Consider the following 19,558-nt stretch of genomic DNA (forward strand, 5'->3'; position numbering starts at 1 on the left):
CTTCAGCCCCGCTTCCATCTCGTCCCTTGAGACGTATCCTCTAGAATGATGTTTTTATCTTTCAATTCATCACGGATTTGGTCTGCCCTTTCAAAGTTACGGTCTTTTCGAGCTTGCTTACGTTCTTCGATAAGAGCATCGACTTCTTCATCCAATAATTCATCTTGAACCACAAGTTCAAGTCCAAGAACACGAGTAAGTTCTTCAAATGTTCTCTCAAACGCCTCCAGCACTTTATGGTGTGTTTGCTGCTCCTGCAAGTAGAGGTTGGCATTCTTAGTTAAATCAAATAACACTGAGATAGCATTCGCTGTATTAAAGTCATCATCCATTTCTTTGATGAATTGTTCTTTGAACCCATCAATTTTAGTGATCCAAGCACTTTGCCCGTCGTCCAAGCTTAAACTTGTCTGTTTACGATGTTTGATGTTTTCGTAGGCATTTTTAATACGATCGAAGCTGCTCTTCGCACCTTTTAGCAATTCATCGCTGAAATTGATCGGATGTCGATACTGTACGCTCAACATGAAGAACCGAATGACTTGTGGGTCATGTTTCTTCACAAGGTCATGAGCCAAAATGAAGTTTCCTAAGGATTTAGACATTTTCTCGTTATCGATATTGATGTATCCGTTATGCATCCAGTATTTGGCGAAAGACTGCCCGTTGTGAGCTTCAGATTGGGCGATTTCGTTTTCATGGTGTGGGAAGGTGAGGTCTTGACCTCCTGCATGAATGTCAATCGTTTCCCCTAAATATTTTTTAGCCATAGCCGAGCACTCAATGTGCCAACCAGGACGTCCGCCGCCCCACGGACTATCCCAGGATATTTCTCCATCTTTTGCTTCTTTCCATAAAGTGAAATCCAGAGGGTCCTCTTTTTTATCTCCCACTTCAATTCGTGCTCCTGATTGAAGTTCATCGACGGATTGCTGGGACAGCTTCCCATAATTGTCAAAAGAACGGGTGCGGAAATAGACATCTCCTCCCGCTTCATATGCATAACCTTTCTCTACCAAACCATTGATGAAGCTGATGATCTCATCCATGTTTTCAGTCACTCGAGGGTGATCGACAGCTTCTTTGACCCCGAGGGCCCCGACATCCTCTTTATAAGCTGTGATGAAACGGTTGGCAATATCTGTGACACCTTCCCCCATTTCGTTAGCAGCCTTGATTAATTTGTCATCTACATCTGTGAAGTTGAGCACATAATGGACGTCATAACCACGATACTCAAAATAACGGCGGACTGTATCGAAAACGATGGCGGGGCGGGCATTCCCTATATGAATATAGTTATAAACTGTAGGCCCGCATACATACATTTTCACCTTACCCTCTTCCAGTGGTTGAAACGGCTCTTTTCTGCGAGTCAAAGTGTTATATATATTAATAGCCATTCTGGTTCACTCCTTTTTCTTCTTTTAGTTCTTCACGTAGCTGGCTGATCTCTTTCTCGAGATAGTCCAGGCGGTCATAAACCGGGTCAGGCAATTTGTGGTGATCCAAATCTTTCTTCTGAACTTTCTTTCCATCTTGAATGACGACGTGCCCCGGTATCCCCACAACAGTTGAATTATCGGGAACGTCTTTCAAGACAACAGAGCCTGCGCCCACTTTGGAATGCTCCCCTATGGTGATAGATCCGAGCACTTTCGCCCCTGTAGCTACCAATGAATTATCCAAAAGTGTCGGATGTCTTTTTCCCTTTTCTTTTCCCGTTCCCCCAAGTGTTACTCCTTGGAAGATCGTAACATTGTCACCTATCTCACACGTTTCTCCAATGACGACCCCCATGCCGTGGTCGATAAAAAATCGGCGCCCTATTTTCGCTCCAGGATGAATTTCAATCCCAGTCAGAAATCGGCTTAATTGTGAAATGATCCTTGCTAAAAAGAAAAACTTCCGCTTGTGACAAGCATGAGCCACCCGGTGCGACCAAATGGCGTGTAAACCGGAATATGTCAATATCACTTCAATATAAGAACGAGCAGCAGGATCCTGGTCGAACACCACATCGACATCTTCTTTAAACATTTTTAAAAGCCCCATACTTGCTCCCCTCCTTCATTTGAAACAAAGCGGTTCATCAGATAAAAAACGCGCCCCTGTGCACATTGGCACAGAGACGCGTCAGGCGTGGTTCCACTCTGTTTGGGAAATAATAAGCTCTCTTTCCCCACTTCACCCTTGCTAACGGAAGGTACCCGCTTCAGCATACTACATTCAGCCAAAGACTCCGAGGTGCATTTCAAAGATTTCTCTTAGAATCACTTCCAGCCAAAGGTGATTCTCTCTGGGTAAGAGAGGGATCTTTTACTTCTCCTCATCAACGTTTCGTATAGGTATCTCTACTATATGATATTATCTCCCGTATGTGAACGAATTAAGCTTGTAATTTATTCAATACATCGTTTAAGCGGACGGTTACTGTCTCTAAACCAAGTAAATGAATCGCATTCGGCAGCTCCGGTCCATGAGTCTGTCCAGTGGTAGCTACTCGAACGGGCATGAACAGTTTCTTACCTTTGTGGCCAGTTTCCTTTTGCACTGCTTTTATTTGAGCTTTGATATTTTCTGGTGTGAATTCTTCTAGCTCCTGGAGATTTTCCTTGAAAGTTTCAAGTACTTCTGGCACTTGTTCACCTTCTAATACTTCCATCGCTGCATCATTATATTCAATTTCTTGTTTGAAAAACAAATCCGTGAGTTCTACGATTTCAGCACCATAGCTCAATTGCTCCTGGTAAAGACCAATCAATTCCCTGGCCCATTTGCGGTCCTCTTCTGTCATCCCTTCAGGTAAACGCCCGGCTTCCACTAAATGAGGAAGAGCAAGGTCGACTACTTTTTCAAAATCCGAAGCTTTGATGTATTGATTGTTCATCCACTTCAATTTCGCTGCATCAAACACAGCCGGAGATGTAGACAGACGATCTGCATCAAAGATTTCAACCAATTTTTCCTGTGTGAAGATCTCTTCTTCGCCTACCGGTGACCATCCGAGCAAAGTGATGAAGTTGAACAAAGCTTCTGGCAAGTAACCAAGATTCTTATACTGTTCGATAAATTGCAGAATATGCTCATCACGTTTGCTTAATTTTTTACGGTCTTCATTAAGGATCAGGGTCATGTGGCCAAACTTAGGCGGCTCCCATCCAAAAGCTTCATAAACCATCATTTGCTTAGGAGTGTTAGAGATATGCTCTTCCCCGCGTAGTACATGAGTGATGTCCATCATGTAATCGTCGATCGCTACAGCGAAGTTATAAGTGGGTGTCCCGTTTTGCTTAACGATGACCCAATCTCCAAAGTCACTGGATTCGAAGGTGATATCTTCTCTAACAATATCATTGAAGGTGTAGGTGTGGTTTTCTGGTACACGAATACGGATGCTCGGTTCGCGACCCTCCGCTTCAAACTGGGAAACTTGTTCCTCGGTCAGGTCACGGTGAGCCCCTGAATATTTAGGTGCTTCTCCGCGGGCCATCTGGGCTTCACGTTCAGCTTCCAGTTCTTCAGACGTCATATAACATTTATAAGCAAGCCCGCGTTCGAGCAATTCATCTACGTGTTTTTTGTAAATATCAAGTCGTTCCATTTGGCGGTAAGGTCCATATTCACCACCTAAATCGGCACTTTCATCCCATTCGACCCCTAACCATTTCAGGTAATTGAGCTGACTCTGTTCTCCTCCTACTACATTTCGCTTTTCATCTGTATCTTCAATACGGATCACCATCTTACCACCCGCGTTTTTAGCATACAGATAATTGAACAGGGCAGTTCTCGCATTACCTATGTGGAGGTTCCCTGTTGGACTTGGCGCATAGCGCACACGAACTTCGTTTGACATAATCGTTCCCCTTTCCTGTTTCCGGTCTATATCCTTGACTTATTTTATCATTTTTTGCTTACTATTGCTGTTTATTTTGCAATAGGACGACAGCTTGTGCAGCAATTCCTTCTTTACGGCCAGTGAACCCTAATTTTTCAGTAGTTGTCGCTTTTATATTTACCCGACTTTTTTCTGTGCTTAGCAGACTTGAAACATTTTCTCTGATCTGTTCGATGTAAGGTGCCATCTTCGGTGCTTGAGCAATGACTGTACAATCGATATTTCCTAGTGAGTATCCACGATCTGAAACAAGCTGCCACACATGCTGTAGGAGTTCACCTGAATCAGCATCTTTGAATTCAGGGGCTGTATCCGGAAAATGTTTGCCGATGTCCCCTTCTCCGATGGCTCCTAAACAGGCATCAGCAATAGTATGAAGTAATACATCTGCATCTGAATGGCCTAACAATCCTTTTTCATAAGGAATTTCTATACCGCCGATTATGCACGGGCGCCCCTCTGCCAATTGATGAACATCATAGCCCTGGCCGATACGAAACATAGGGAAATCATCTACCTTTCCATTACGTTGATTATTCAAATACGCTTCCGCCTTATGTAAATCTTCAGGCGTCGTCAATTTTATATTCTCATAACTCCCTTTTACAATAGCGACTTCTTTATTTAAACGCTCAACTAAAGAGGCATCATCTGTGCCATAGTATCCGCGTGTTTTGGCTTGTTGATGCGCCTCATATATCAATGGAAAAGAAAACGACTGAGGAGTCTGCGCGGCCCACAGAGAATTTCGATCCAGGGTTGTTAAACGCTCCCCTGTTCTTTGTTTAATAGTATCTGTAACCGGCACAGCCAAAAGCGCTGCTTCCTTTTCAGACGTCGTTTCAGCTAATTCATGTAAAAGTTCCCTGGAGACAAATGGACGTGCGCCATCATGGATGAAAACAGGAAGCTCGACTCTGTGCACCGCAGATAAACCCGCAAAAACACTATCCTGCCTTTCTGCTCCCCCATCTACTAAACGGATGTCTTTCTTTATCGGGTAGTCGATGAAAAGCTGTTCCATTTCAGAGCGTTCTTTTTCATTCGTTACGAGCACAATTTCTTTACACCAGTCATCCAGATCGAAAATGGACAGAGTATGAATGATCAACGGCTTTTGATCAATCATTAAAAACTGCTTATTACGACCCGCCAGCATCCGCTTCCCTTGGCCAGCCGCCAGTATAATAGCTGTGTAGTTTGTCATAATATCCATCCTAAGCTGATTTCGGCTTATAAATAATAACTTTATAAAACAACAAAAGCGATAACACACTTGTTATCACTTTTGTCATTCTCTATTTGTTTATACCGTTTTTACAAGGCTTTTTCAAGTGATTTCGGTTTCGCAAAAATCATTCGGCCAGCCGAAGTCTGTAAGACACTCGTGACAACGACATCGATTGTCTTTCCGATATAGTCTTTACCTTCTTCAACGACGATCATTGTTCCATCGTCCAGGTAGGCAACCCCTTGATTTTGCTCTTTACCATCCTTAATGACTTGAATCTTCATCTCTTCCCCTGGAAGAACTACTGGTTTAACAGCATTTGCGAGATCATTAATATTCAAGACTTGTACATTTTGAAACTCGCACACCTTGTTCAAATTGAAATCATTTGTAACGACGATACCATTCATAACCTTGGCTAATTTCACAAGTTTACTATCCACTTCCTGGATTTCCTCAAAATCACCTTCGTAAATCTCCACGTTTACAGGGAGGTCTTTCTGCAGACGATTAAGAATGTCCAATCCACGGCGGCCGCGGTTTCTTTTCAACCCATCAGAAGAATCTGCAATATGCTGCAATTCTTCAAGTACAAATTGAGGGATCACAATCGTACCTTCTAGAAAGTGCGTCTCGCAGATGTCCGCAATCCGGCCATCGATAATTACACTTGTGTCAAGAATTTTACGTTTTGGAATTAAAGCAGGATCAAGACTGGAGCTCTCTTGGGAAGATCCTTCCCCTTCGAGACTCTTCTCTTTTTTCGAAACTAAATTCAGGAATTCATCTTTACGCTTGAATCCTACTTGAAAACCGAAGTAACCTAGTAAAAATGTCAAAAAGATCGGTACAACCTGGTTAACTACTTGAATCTGGATATCTTGTACAGGGATATTGATCAAATAAGCAATAATTAGACCGACAATCAGACCTAGACTACCGAATAACAAATCAGCTACCGGTGCCCGGACTAAAGTGTCTTCCACCCATCGTAGAAAGTCCACAATATAATCCACGACCCAAAAAGTTAATAAAAATAATATAAGTGCTCCTAGTACGGCCCCCATAACAGATTGAATCCAATTCTGCCAAGTAAGCCCCATGGTTGTAAACAGCTCTGGAAAATAGAGGTAACCGATCGTCCCACCGGTTATAACAATAAACAACTGTACAATTCGTTTAAGCACTTGTATTCACCTCCTCAATCACAGTATGACCAAACCTAACAACCATTAACCATATAAAAAAGGAATGATGGTTTCTAACTTAGCATAACTTCCAATTTAAGTCAATCGACAAAACAATCATCATATCACAAAGCATTTAAATAAGTCAATTTTCTTAAATATGTCGATCTACGAACAGCTGTTCCTGGATGCGGTCTAAGCCATCCCTGATTTTCATTGCTCTTATTTCTCCCACTCCATCCACTTCTACTAATTTCTTAGGAGATGCTTGGATCAAGTCATCCAATGTGCCGAACTTTTCCACCAAATGAGAGATGATCAAAGGAGGGAGCCGCGGGATTCTACTAAGAATCCTGTAACCACGCGGGTGGATCGCATCAGTCATCTTGACATTTGGTGAGTAGCCTAGCAGTTTCAGGACATGCTCATCTGACAGCAATTCTGTATTTGAAACCTCCTGCATCTTCTTTAAAATATAATACGGCTCATAATCCGGACGCTTACTATAGTCTTTCAGCAAGAGGCTCGCTTCTTCTTCAATATTGGATACGAGTTCAGTTAATTGAAGTTGAATCAGCCTTCCTTCCGTCCCCAATTCATTTACATAGTTCAGAATTTCCGTTTTCGTCCGTAACACCATTTCCACCCTATGGACCACTTGCACCACTTCAGAAAAGGAAACCATATTTTCAAATTCCATGGCCCCAAGATTCGTCACACTTTGATCTAAGACATTTTTATACTTCTCTAATGTTTGAATCGCTTGGTTAGCTTTCGTCAGGATGACCCCAATATCTTTAAGAGAATATCGCAGTGACCCTTTATAAAGCGTTATGACGTTGCGCCGCTGTGAAATGGCAATTACAAGTGCTCCTGTTTGTTTAGCTACCCGTTCAGCAGTCCGGTGACGCATTCCTGTTTCTGTTGATATGATCTCCGGGTCAGGCATCAATTGGGCATTCGCAAAAAGAATCTTCGTGCCTTCATCGTTCAAAATGAGCGCTCCATCCATTTTCGCTAATTCATAGAGGTGAGCAGGGGTGAAATCGGATTGGATATGGAACCCGCCATCAACAAGGTCACGCATGCCATCTCCGTAGCCCAGTACTATCAAGCCACCCGTCTTCGCCCGGAGGACGTTATCAATTCCATCTCGTAACGGCGTCCCGGGTGCCACAAGTTTAAGGATTTCTCCGATTCCGTTTTCTTTCATTTCATGCCATTCCATTTATGCGTCCCCCAATGTGACCTTCATCGCTTCCTGTACAGTACTGACACCAATCACCTCAATATCAGAAGGCGGTGTCCATCCACCTATATTCTTCTTCGGGATGATGACACGCTTGAATCCTAATTTCGCCGCTTCCTGTACCCTTTGTTCAATCCTTGCGACTCTCCGGATTTCACCTGTCAAACCGACTTCGCCGACAACGACATCATCACCGTTTGATGACTGATCACGGAAGCTTGAAGCTATACTGATCGCTACGGCCAAGTCAATGGCAGGCTCATCCAGCTTCACTCCTCCTGCCACTTTCACATAAGCATCCTGGTTCTGTAAAAGAAGTCCAGCTCTTTTCTCCAAAACGGCCATCAGTAAGGGAACACGACTATTATCCAAGCCGGTAGCCATACGTCTGGGATTCCCATAAGCAGTCGGTGAAATAAGTGCTTGGATTTCGACCAGGACAGGGCGTGTACCTTCCATTGAAGCGACCACAATCGATCCAGCCGCACCCTGGGACCGTTCCTCTAAAAAGATTTCAGAAGGGTTCAGGACTTCTTCTAATCCTTTCTCTTTCATTTCGAAAATGCCCATCTCATGGGTACTTCCGAAGCGGTTCTTCACACTTCTTAAGATTCTGAAGGTATGGTGCCTTTCACCTTCAAAATAAAGAACTGCATCCACCATGTGTTCCAGCAGCCTTGGACCCGCGATGGAGCCTTCTTTAGTAACATGCCCAACGATGAAAATTGGAATCCCTTTATTTTTTGCCAGCCTCATCAAGTGGCTTGTACACTCTCTTACTTGAGAAACACTCCCTGGCGCAGACGTGACATCTTCCTTGAAAATCGTCTGGATTGAATCGATGACGACGAATTTCGGATTTATGTTTTCAATTTGATTACTTACATCTTGTAGATTGGTTTCTGATAATACGTACAGGTCATCTGAAGTTATTTTCAACCGTTCTGCCCTCAATTTCGTCTGCCTGGAAGATTCTTCTCCAGATATATATAAGACTGGAAAATCCTTTCTGGCAATCTGTGCAGACACTTGAAGGAGTAAGGTTGATTTCCCGATACCCGGATCACCACCTATCAAAACCAGTGAGCCGGCCACGATCCCACCACCAAGCACGCGGTTAAATTCAGGCATGTCAGTAGGTAAGCGGGGTTCTTTATCAGATTTGATCTCTGTTATTTTTTCTGGTTTCGTAGTTGCGGAAGTGGAGCTTGTCTGGAATACATGACGTGAATTCGCCGCTGGTGCACTCATTTCTTCAACAAGTGTATTCCATTGCTGACACCCTGGGCATTTCCCCATCCATTTCGGTGTCTCATACCCACATTCCTGGCAAACGAATTTTGTTTTTCTTTTTGCCAAGATAAACGCCTCTATTCTTATAAGTTTATACGAAAAAGATTGTGAATAAGTTTCATAGTCATATCATTTGTATTAAATTACTCTTGCTTAAATCATAGCGGAAGAAGAAAAAAATCGGAAGGCAAAACACCTTCCGATTTTCAGATTATCACTTGCAAGTGACGTTTATTCAGTTCGTTGAAGATGACTCTTCTTGCTTGCGAACAACGAAATTCTTTTCATCATCCACATCGATCGTCACTTTTTGCCCTTTAGCGATATTCTCTTTTAAGAGCTCTTCAGATAATAAATCTTCCACATTTTTCTGGATGGATCGACGAAGCGGACGGGCTCCGTATTCAGGGTCGAACCCTGACTCGGCAATATGCTCAATCGCTTCATCTGATAATGTGAAGTCAATTTCTTGTTCAAGCAGACGTTTTCTCAGCTCTTCTGCCATTAACGTCACAATGTCGTTCATGTGTTTTCTTTCTAAGGAATGGAAGACGATTGTTTCATCGATACGGTTCAAGAATTCTGGACGGAATGCTTTCTTAAGTGCATCGGTAACTTTAGATTTCATATCTTTATAATCCTGGTTCTCTTCACCCATAGAGAATCCTAGATATTTATTCTGTTTCAGCTCTTGCGCACCTACGTTGGAAGTCATGATCAATACGGTATTACGAAAATCGACCACGCGTCCTTTAGAATCAGTCAAACGCCCATCTTCAAGTACTTGCAGTAAAATGTTGAAGACTTCTGGGTGGGCTTTTTCAACCTCATCCAAAAGGACGACAGAGTATGGTTTGGTGCGAACTTTCTCTGTCAGCTGTCCGCCTTCTTCATAGCCGACATAGCCTGGAGGTGATCCTACAAGGCGTGATGTGCTGTGTTTTTCCATATATTCAGACATGTCGATCCGGATCATGGCGTCTTCTTCACCAAACATACTCTCCGCCAGTGCACGGGCAAGCTCTGTTTTACCTACACCAGTAGGTCCTAAGAAGATGAAGGAACCGATTGGACGTTTCGGATCTTTCAAGCCAGCGCGGGCGCGTCGAATCGCTTTAGAAATCGCTTTGACTGCTTCATCCTGGCCAATTATACGATTGTGAAGCGTATCTTCCAAATGAAGCAAGCGCTCACTTTCATCTTTGGTCATTTTAGAAACAGGGACACCTGTCCATGTAGATACAACTGAGGCGATATCCTCTACTGTGACTTCAGAGTCTTCCTGCCCTTGCTTTTCTTTCCATTCATCTTTCGTTTTTTCCAATTCATCTCTCAAACGTTGTTCACTATCGCGAAGCGAAGCAGCTTTTTCAAACTCTTGGCTTTGAACGGCTGCATCTTTCTCCTTACGAACCTCTTCAAGCTTTTGCTCAAGCTCTTTCAGGTTCGGCGGAGCCGTGTAGGAGCGTAAGCGGACCTTCGATGCTGCTTCATCAATCAAGTCAATCGCTTTATCCGGAAGGAAACGATCCGTAATATAACGATCGGAGAATCGGACAGCTGAATCGATGGAATCGTCCGTAATTGTTACACGGTGGTGTGCCTCATAACGGTCACGGAGTCCTTGTAAAATTTGTACGGATTCTTCAAGATTCGGCTCATCCACTTGAATCGGTTGGAACCTGCGCTCTAGTGCTGCGTCTTTTTCAATATATTTACGGTATTCATCAAGCGTGGTCGCTCCGATACATTGCAACTCTCCACGTGCTAGAGAAGGTTTTAAGATGTTGGACGCATCGATAGCACCTTCTGCTCCTCCAGCCCCTATCAAAGTATGCAATTCATCAATGAATAAGATGATGTTGCCAGCTTGACGAATCTCCTCCATGACTTTCTTCAATCGATCTTCGAATTCGCCACGGTATTTTGTGCCTGCAACAACTGTTCCCATATCCAACGTCATTACACGTTTGTCACGTAAGATTTCAGGTATCTCATTGTTCATGATTTGCTGAGCAAGCCCTTCTGCAATTGCCGTCTTACCAACACCAGGTTCACCGACAAGAACCGGGTTGTTTTTCGTACGACGGCTCAACACTTGAATAACACGTTCGATTTCTTTGCTTCGGCCGATGACAGGGTCAATGTTACCCTCTTTGGCAATTGCTGTTAAGTCACGCGCCAATGAATCAAGTGTAGGTGTATTCGCATTAGCAGCCTGAGCTCCTGAGCTGCCTCCACGGCGATTTTGTCCACCTGTAGACTCATTGTTGCCAAGTAGCTGCAACACTTGTTGACGTGCTTTATTTAAACTTACACCAAGGTTATTTAATACTCTAGCTGCAACGCCTTCCCCTTCACGAATAAGGCCGAGGAGGATGTGCTCTGTGCCGACATAAGAGTGTCCAAGTTTACGTGCTTCATCCATAGACAGTTCGATGACTTTCTTAGCACGAGGCGTATAATGGATGGTTTGAGAAACTTTCTCCCCTTTTCCAATCAGCTTTTCCACTTCTTGCTGAATCTTTGAAGATTCGAGACCAAGGGCAGTCAATGCTTTGGCCGCAATCCCTTCACCTTCACTTACTAATCCAAGCAAAATGTGCTCTGTACCAATATTGTTATGTCCTAAACGCACCGCTTCTTCTTGAGCTAGCGCCAATACTTTTTGTGCTCTTTCTGTAAATCGCCCAAACATCATGGACATTCCCTCCTAACAATTATTCTTCACTCTCTAATTGAAGTCGTTCTCTGATTAAAGAAGCTCTTCGTATATCCCTTTCCTCAGGGTTTAGCGTAGCTTCAGCATATTGTTGTAAAAACCCAGGCTGAGTCAAAACCATCAATTCATTTAAAATAGTGCGTGGAATATGGTCTATGAAACCTAAATCAATTCCTAAGCGTAAGTCAGATAGACATTTAGCTGCCTCCTTAGACTCTATGATTCGACTATTCTTCAAAACACCATAGGAGCGAAAAATACGGTCTTCCAATTGAATGCCGGATCCCCTCATAAGAGCATCCCTTGCACGTCGCTCCTGGTCAATCAGTTGTTTGACGACACTGTGCAAATCTTCCACGATATCCTCTTCTGATTTACCTAAAGTGATTTGATTCGAAATTTGAAAAATACTCCCGACTGCTTCACTACCTTCTCCATAAATGCCCCTTACCACTAATCCAAGTTGATTGATGGCTGGAGTCATACGATTGATTTGCTGGGTCATGGATAAAGCAGGGAGATGCATCATCACCGACGCTCTCATCCCCGTACCTACATTTGTAGGGCATGAAGTCAAGTAACCGCGCTTTTCATCAAACGCGTAATCAATTTTATCTTCAAGCCAATCATCAAGTTGAGAGGCCTGCTCTAAAGCTTGATCCAACTGAAAGCCTGGGAAATATAACTGTATGCGAATATGGTCTTCTTCATTAATCATTATAGAAACTTGTTCATTTTGAGAAATAAGTGTTGCTGATTTATCCGATTTTTCAGCAAGGTGAGGACTGATCAAATGTTTCTCAACAAGAACTCTTTTTTCAATTGGTTGTAATGCTTTCATTTGGACCATTTCAAAATCTTTATAATCTCTAAAGGATCGCTTCTTGAATTCTTGACTGAAGAAATCTAAAACCTTATCTAACGAATCCTCAGAAGCTATGATCGGGAAAGGATATTGTGAGAAGTTACGAGCAAGACGTATGCGGCTGCTCATGACAATATCGCTATCTGGACCCTCTTGTTTCATCCAAGGACTGATCGCCTCATTCATAAATTGCTGTAAAGACACTACTCATCACCATCCTCCCCTTTATGAAGTTGGCCCTCCAGAAATCTGATCTTATCTCTAACTTTCGCTGCCTCTTCGAATTCTTCCTGCTCAATTAATTGTCGAAGATTTAATTTATATTCTTCCACTTCTTTTCTCAGATGCAGATTGCCGCCTTCACGTTTAGGAATCTTACCATCATGGCTTGTGTTTCCGCTATGAACTCGCCTCAATATCGGATTCAATCGTTCATCAAACGTTTGGTAACATTCCGCACAACCGAATTTACCGATGCGTGCGAATTCTTCATAGGTCAGACCACAATTCGAGCATTTCAATTGTGTTTTTTTCGGGTATGCTTGCGAACTTTTATCTTTCAAGGGGGAAGGCGCTTCAGAATGAAAAAGACCTGAAAGGAGGTCATTCAAAGTAAAGTTCTCTTCTCCATAGTTCATGTACCCATTTTCCTTCGCACACTTTTCACACACATGGACTTCTGACTTTTGACCATTGACCACTTGAGTCAAATGTACTGTCGCTTGACGCTGGTGGCATTCCTGACACTCCATATGAACCTCTCCCTTCCCTCTCAACATTTATATTTAAGGGTGAACAGCATTGCGGTCATAATCCGCGTCCTTACTTCATCCCTTAACGGTAAAGGAAATGCAAGTACATCACGGTCAATGACACTTTCCATAAGCTTACCTTCCCGTGCTGTAATGATTTCATAGTCAACAAGTCTTGCCAAAATATCTATAGCCTTAGTTTGAGAGACACGAGGGTGGATCAACTCCATCACTTCTGAAATCATGTCTGAATCCTTACGATGTTGGACGCGGCTGATGCGGATATACCCGCCTCCTCCACGCTTACTTTCTACTATATAACCTTTTTCCACAGTAAACCGTGTTTTAATCACATAATTGATTTGAGACGGTACACATTGAAACCGCTCTGCAATTTCACTACGTTTGATTTCTACCGCCTGATGATTTTCATCTAAAATACCTTTTAAATAATCTTCTATGATGTCTGATATATTCCGCATTGTCCCTCCCCCTCTTTTGACTTTGACTATCTTTGACTTTAATTTTATTATACTCATTTATTTTTGTCACGCAACTAAATTGTTTATGAAGTTCATATCTTATATGTTTCCCCTTTTCATTATGAAATAAAACAAAAAAACTGCACAGTTTCACTGTGCAGTTAGGAACGATGGCCAAATTGCTGGACACCCTCTATATCGATCAATTGCTCTAAAAGTGCTGTACGATCAAAATCCTGATGTTTATCCAGCTCTATTACAATCTTCTTTTTCTCAGAATCCAATGCGACAATATCAAATTTTCTAACATGCAAACCAAAACGGTCAAATACCGCCAGAACGATATTAATCTGGAGATCTTTATCGATTGTAAAATGGAAAACATTCTTTCGGTTGCCATTGAACTTTTCCTTTTCTACCTTGTTCAGGAATACCAGACTTAATAAAACTAAAATTGTTGTCACAGTTGCTACATCATACATACCGGCTCCTACCACCAAACCGATCCCTGCTACTGTCCATATAGAAGCAGCAGTCGTAAGACCCCGGATTGTCATTCCATTCACGATAATTGTCCCGGCTCCAAGAAAACCGATGCCACTGATAACATAAGAAGGTATACGTGCAGGATCAAAGCGCACTTGATCATATTCATCTATAAATTCCTCAAAGCCGTAAAGAGAGAGCAGCATCATTAAACATGCTCCTACACCTACGAGAATATGCGTTCTAAAACCTGCAGAGTGATTCTTCACTTCTCTTTCAAAACCGATAAGACCTGATAAAATCAATGCAAAAAAAAGCCTGAATATGAATAATAGAATATCTTCATGGAAGAAATAAGTCCAATCCATATGTGCCCCTCCTTTCTTAATATATATGTATAAACGTACAGATATAGAAAAAACCAGAAGGATTAACTTCTGGTTTCTTTCAAATGACGTGGCGGCGTCCTACTCTCACGGGGATCGACCCGACTACCATCGGCGCTGAAGAGCTTAACTGCTGTGTTCGGCATGGGAACAGGTGTGACCTCTTCGCCTTCACCACCACATCAATATAAAGTTTGAGGTGAACCCTCAAAACTGGATAAGGAAACATCATCATCGAACGCACATCGACTTTTCACGAACGAAATATCTATAGATAAGTCATCGATCCATTAGTATCCGTCAGCTCCACGTGTCACCACGCTTCCACCTCGGACCTATCAACCTCATCGTCTCTGAGGGATCTTATTTGCTTAAAGCAAAGGGAAATCTCATCTCAAGGTGGGCTTCATGCTTAGATGCTTTCAGCACTTATCCCGACCACACGTAGCTACCCAGCGATGCTCCTGGCGGAACAACTGGTACACCAGCGGTGTGTCCATCCCGGTCCTCTCGTACTAAGGACAGCTCCTTTCAAATTTCCAACGCCCACGACGGATAGGGACCGAACTGTCTCACGACGTTCTGAACCCAGCTCGCGTACCGCTTTAATGGGCGAACAGCCCAACCCTTGGGACCGACTACAGCCCCAGGATGCGATGAGCCGACATCGAGGTGCCAAACCTCCCCGTCGATGTGGACTCTTGGGGGAGATAAGCCTGTTATCCCCGGGGTAGCTTTTATCCGTTGAGCGACGGCCCTTCCATGCGGTACCGCCGGATCACTAAGCCCGACTTTCGTCCCTGCTCGACTTGTAGGTCTCGCAGTCAAGCTCCCTTGTGCCTTTACACTCTGCGAATGATTTCCAACCATTCTGAGGGAACCTTTGGGCGCCTCCGTTACTCTTTGGGAGGCGACCGCCCCAGTCAAACTGCCCACCTGACACTGTCTCCGGACCGGATCACGGTCCTGGGTTAGAATGTCCGTACAGCCAGGGTAGTATCCCACCAGCGCCTCCACCGAAGCTAGCGCTCCGGCTTCCAAGGCTCCTACCTATCCTGTACAAGCTGTACCAACATTCAATATCAGGCTACAGTAAAGCTCCACGGGGTCTTTCCGTCCTGTCGCGGGTAATGTGCATCTTCACACATAGTATAATTTCACCGGGTCTCTCGTTGAGACAGTGCCCAAGTCGTTGCACCTTTCGTGCGGGTCGGAACTTACCCGACAAGGAATTTCGCTACCTTAGGACCGTTATAGTTACGGCCGCCGTTTACTGGGGCTTCGGTTCAACGCTTCGCATACGCTAACGCATTCCCTTAACCTTCCAGCACCGGGCAGGTGTCAGCCCCTATACTTCGCCTTACGGCTTCGCAGAGACCTGTGTTTTTGGTAAACAGTCGCTTGGGCCTTTTCACTGCGGCTCCTCGGCAGAGGAGCACCCCTTCTCCCGAAGTTACGGGGTCATTTTGCCGAGTTCCTTAACGAGAGTTCTCCCGCTCACCTTAGGATCCTCTCCTCGCCTACCTGTGTCGGTTTGCGGTACGGGCACCTCTTTCCTCACTAGAGGATTTTCTTGGCAGTGTGAACTCAGGAGCTTCGGTACTAAATTTCCCTCCCCATCACAGCTTGACGTTGCCGGACGGATTTGCCTATCCGACCGTCTCACTGCTTGGACGCGCTCATCCAATGGCGCGCTCTCCTTATCCTCCTGCGTCCCCCCGTCGTTCAAACGGAAAGGAGGTGGTACAGGAATATCAACCTGTTGTCCATCGCCTACGCCTTTCGGCCTCGGCTTAGGTCCCGACTAACCCTGAGAGGACGAGCCTTCCTCAGGAAACCTTAGGCATTCGGTGAAAGAGATTCTCACTCTTTTTTCGCTACTCATACCGGCATTCTCACTTCTAAGCGCTCCACCAGTCCTTACGGTCTGACTTCACGGCCCTTAGAACGCTCTCCTACCACTGATCGTAAGATCAATCCGCAGCTTCGGTGGTGTGTTTAGCCCCGGTACATTTTCGGCGCAGAGTCACTCGACCAGTGAGCTATTACGCACTCTTTCAATGATGGCTGCTTCTAAGCCAACATCCTGGTTGTCTAAGCAACTCCACATCCTTTTCCACTTAACACACACTTTGGGACCTTAGCTGGCGGTCTGGGCTGTTTCCCTCTCGACCATGAACCTTATCACCCACGGTCTGACTCCCAGAACAAAGTCGTTGGCATTCGGAGTTTGACTGAATTCGGTAACCCGATAGGGGCCCCTCGTCCAATCAGTGCTCTACCTCCAAGACTTTCTATTCTGAGGCTAGCCCTAAAGCTATTTCGGAGAGAACCAGCTATCTCCGTGTTCGATTGGCATTTCACCCCTACCCACACCTCATCCCCGTAATTTTCAACTTACGTGGGTTCGGGCCTCCAGTCAGTGTTACCTGACCTTCACCCTGGACATGGGTAGATCACACGGTTTCGGGTCTACGACCGCATACTCACTCGCCCTATTCAGACTCGCTTTCGCTGCGGCTCCGCTTCTGCTGCTTAACCTCGCATACGGTCGTAACTCGCCGGTTCATTCTACAAAAGGCACGCCGTCACCCATTAACGGGCTCCGACTACTTGTAGGCACACGGTTTCAGGTTCTCTTTCACTCCCCTTCCGGGGTGCTTTTCACCTTTCCCTCACGGTACTGGTTCACTATCGGTTACTAGGAAGTATTTAGCCTTGGGAGATGGTCCTCCCGGATTCCGACGGAATTTCTCGTGTTCCGCCGTACTCAGGATCCACTCCGGAGGGAGAAAGATTTCGACTACAGGGCTGTTACCTGCTCTGGCTGGCCTTTCCAGGCCGATTCGTCTATCTTCCTCCTTGGTAACTCCGATGGAGTGTCCTACAACCCCAGAAAGCAAGCTTTCTGGTTTGGGCTGATTCCGTTTCGCTCGCCGCTACTCGGGAAATCGCATTTGCTTTCTCTTCCTCCGGGTACTTAGATGTTTCAGTTCCCCGGGTGTGCCTTCCTATACCTATGTATTCAGTATAGGATACTGTTCCATTACGAACAGTGGGTTTCCCCATTCGGAAATCTCCGGGTCAAAGCCTACTTACGGCTCGCCGGAGCATATCGGTGTTAGTCCCGTCCTTCATCGACTCCTAGTACCAAGGCATCCACCGTGCGCCCTTATTCACTTAACTATCTTCGTGAAAAGACGTTGATTACAATTTCGATGTTTGATGTCTTGTCATCACTAGCGTCATCGTTAGATGACCACTATTGATTCCTTATCCAGTTTTCAAGGTTCACAGATTGAAAGATCGTTTGATCTCTCAAAACTGAACAACCAACCAAGTACGCTTCCGTTCTAAATCCTTAGAAAGGAGGTGATCCAGCCGCACCTTCCGATACGGCTACCTTGTTACGACTTCACCCCAATCATTGGCCCCACCTTCGGCGGCTGGCTCCATAAAGGTTACCTCACCGACTTCGGGTGTTGCCAACTCTCGTGGTGTGACGGGCGGTGTGTACAAGGCCCGGGAACGTATTCACCGCGGCATGCTGATCCGCGATTACTAGCGATTCCGGCTTCATGTAGGCGAGTTGCAGCCTACAATCCGAACTGAGAATGGTTTTATGGGATTTGCTACACCTCGCGGCTTCGCTGCCCTTTGTACCATCCATTGTAGCACGTGTGTAGCCCAGGTCATAAGGGGCATGATGATTTGACGTCATCCCCGCCTTCCTCCGGTTTGTCACCGGCAGTCACCTTAGAGTGCCCAACTGAATGCTGGCAACTAAGATTAGGGGTTGCGCTCGTTGCGGGACTTAACCCAACATCTCACGACACGAGCTGACGACAACCATGCACCACCTGTCACTTGGTCCCCGAAGGGAAAACCCTATCTCTAGGGTGGTCCAAGGATGTCAAGACCTGGTAAGGTTCTTCGCGTTGCTTCGAATTAAACCACATGCTCCACCGCTTGTGCGGGCCCCCGTCAATTCCTTTGAGTTTCAGCCTTGCGGCCGTACTCCCCAGGCGGAGTGCTTAATGCGTTAACTTCAGCACTAAGGGGTGGAAGCCCCCTAACACCTAGCACTCATCGTTTACGGCGTGGACTACCAGGGTATCTAATCCTGTTTGCTACCCACGCTTTCGCACCTCAGCGTCAGAAACAGACCAGAGAGTCGCCTTCGCCACTGGTGTTCCTCCACATATCTACGCATTTCACCGCTACACGTGGAATTCCACTCTCCTCTTCTGTCCTCAAGTTCCCCAGTTTCCAATGACCCTCCACGGTTGAGCCGTGGGCTTTCACATCAGACTTAAGGAACCGCCTGCGCGCGCTTTACGCCCAATAATTCCGGACAACGCTTGCCCCCTACGTATTACCGCGGCTGCTGGCACGTAGTTAGCCGGGGCTTCCTCGTTAGGTACCGTCAAGGTGCCGCTCTATTCGCACGGCACTTGTTCTTCCCTAACAACAGAACTTTACGATCCGAAGACCTTCATCGTTCACGCGGCGTTGCTCCGTCAGACTTTCGTCCATTGCGGAAGATTCCCTACTGCTGCCTCCCGTAGGAGTCTGGGCCGTGTCTCAGTCCCAGTGTGGCCGATCACCCTCTCAGGTCGGCTACGCATCGTTGCCTTGGTGAGCCGTTACCTCACCAACTAGCTAATGCGCCGCGGGCCCATCTGTAAGTGATAGCCAGAGGCCATCTTTCAACTTTCCTTCATGCGAAGAAAAGTATTACCCGGCATTAGCCCCGGTTTCCCGGGGTTATTCCGATCTTACAGGTAGGTTGCCCACGTGTTACTCACCCGTCCGCCGCTCGTTCCACGAGCTTCACCCCCGAAGGGGATCCACTCGCTTCCCGCGCTCGACTTGCATGTATTAGGCACGCCGCCAGCGTTCGTCCTGAGCCAGGATCAAACTCTCCATAAAAGTTAGTTTGACTTGCTCATTTGCACACCGAATGTGCTTGTTTCAATTCTCTTCTTTATAAGAAGAAATATC

Annotated in this window: 12 protein-coding genes, 3 rRNA genes and 1 other annotated feature; all 15 genes read right to left on the bottom strand. The window is 45.3% G+C overall.

Annotation, left to right across the window (positions count from 1 at the left end):
- Window positions 1-2 precede the first annotated feature (2 nt).
- The 15 genes from cysS to HLI_RS10885 all read right to left on the bottom strand — a co-directional run bounded on the left by cysS (window position 3) and on the right by HLI_RS10885 (window position 19,486).
- Window positions 3-1,403, bottom strand: coding sequence for a cysteine--tRNA ligase (cysS, locus tag HLI_RS10815; RefSeq protein WP_128524982.1), 1,401 nt, complete (start codon window positions 1,401-1,403; stop codon window positions 3-5).
- On the bottom strand, window positions 1,393-2,055 hold the full coding sequence (gene cysE, locus HLI_RS10820; protein WP_128524983.1) for a serine O-acetyltransferase: 663 nt from the start codon (window positions 2,053-2,055) through the stop codon (window positions 1,393-1,395). Before cysE ends, cysS begins: the two co-directional genes overlap by 11 nt.
- Before the next feature lie 69 nt (window positions 2,056-2,124).
- Window positions 2,125-2,345, bottom strand: a binding site (T-box leader).
- 44 nt (window positions 2,346-2,389) lie between these two features.
- On the bottom strand, window positions 2,390-3,859 hold the full coding sequence (gene gltX, locus HLI_RS10825; RefSeq protein WP_128524984.1) for a glutamate--tRNA ligase: 1,470 nt from the start codon (window positions 3,857-3,859) through the stop codon (window positions 2,390-2,392).
- 61 nt (window positions 3,860-3,920) lie between these two features.
- The gene (locus HLI_RS10830; protein ID WP_347232244.1) at window positions 3,921-5,117 is read right to left on the bottom strand and encodes a bifunctional 2-C-methyl-D-erythritol 4-phosphate cytidylyltransferase/2-C-methyl-D-erythritol 2,4-cyclodiphosphate synthase; all 1,197 of its coding nucleotides are present in this window, start codon (window positions 5,115-5,117) and stop codon (window positions 3,921-3,923) included.
- Window positions 5,118-5,218: 101 nt separating this feature from the next.
- Window positions 5,219-6,319, bottom strand: coding sequence for a PIN/TRAM domain-containing protein (locus HLI_RS10835; RefSeq protein WP_128524986.1), 1,101 nt, complete (start codon window positions 6,317-6,319; stop codon window positions 5,219-5,221).
- A gap of 154 nt (window positions 6,320-6,473) precedes the next feature.
- Window positions 6,474-7,547 carry a DNA integrity scanning diadenylate cyclase DisA gene (gene disA / locus HLI_RS10840; RefSeq protein WP_128524987.1) on the bottom strand — a complete coding sequence of 358 codons (1,074 nt, stop codon included), beginning with the start codon at window positions 7,545-7,547 and terminating at the stop codon, window positions 6,474-6,476.
- Window positions 7,548-8,927, bottom strand: coding sequence for a DNA repair protein RadA (radA, locus tag HLI_RS10845; RefSeq protein WP_128524988.1), 1,380 nt, complete (start codon window positions 8,925-8,927; stop codon window positions 7,548-7,550).
- A gap of 169 nt (window positions 8,928-9,096) precedes the next feature.
- Window positions 9,097-11,562 (bottom strand): ATP-dependent protease ATP-binding subunit ClpC, encoded by a 2,466-nt coding sequence (clpC, locus tag HLI_RS10850; RefSeq protein WP_128524989.1) that lies wholly within the window; start codon window positions 11,560-11,562, stop codon window positions 9,097-9,099.
- A 19-nt stretch (window positions 11,563-11,581) separates the two neighbouring features.
- Window positions 11,582-12,652, bottom strand: coding sequence for a protein-arginine kinase McsB (locus HLI_RS10855; protein WP_128524990.1), 1,071 nt, complete (start codon window positions 12,650-12,652; stop codon window positions 11,582-11,584).
- A complete protein-coding gene (locus HLI_RS10860) occupies window positions 12,652-13,200 on the bottom strand; it encodes a protein-arginine kinase activator protein McsA (RefSeq protein WP_128524991.1) in 549 nt (182 codons plus the stop codon). Before HLI_RS10860 ends, HLI_RS10855 begins: the two co-directional genes overlap by 1 nt.
- Before the next feature lie 20 nt (window positions 13,201-13,220).
- Window positions 13,221-13,682 carry a CtsR family transcriptional regulator gene (locus tag HLI_RS10865; protein WP_128524992.1) on the bottom strand — a complete coding sequence of 154 codons (462 nt, stop codon included), beginning with the start codon at window positions 13,680-13,682 and terminating at the stop codon, window positions 13,221-13,223.
- Between the two features lie 161 nt (window positions 13,683-13,843).
- Window positions 13,844-14,536, bottom strand: coding sequence for an MgtC/SapB family protein (locus HLI_RS10870; protein ID WP_128524993.1), 693 nt, complete (start codon window positions 14,534-14,536; stop codon window positions 13,844-13,846).
- An 86-nt stretch (window positions 14,537-14,622) separates the two neighbouring features.
- A 5S ribosomal RNA gene (gene rrf, locus HLI_RS10875) occupies window positions 14,623-14,736 on the bottom strand.
- A gap of 88 nt (window positions 14,737-14,824) precedes the next feature.
- Window positions 14,825-17,740, bottom strand: a 23S ribosomal RNA gene (locus HLI_RS10880).
- A 179-nt stretch (window positions 17,741-17,919) separates the two neighbouring features.
- Window positions 17,920-19,486: ribosomal RNA gene (locus HLI_RS10885) — 16S ribosomal RNA — on the bottom strand.
- Together the 16S, 23S and 5S rRNA genes form the textbook arrangement of a ribosomal RNA operon.
- Window positions 19,487-19,558 lie beyond the last annotated feature (72 nt).

The sequence above is a fragment of the Halobacillus litoralis genome (genome assembly GCF_004101865.1).
GTDB classification, from domain to species: Bacteria; Bacillota; Bacilli; order Bacillales; family Halobacillaceae; genus Halobacillus; species Halobacillus litoralis_A.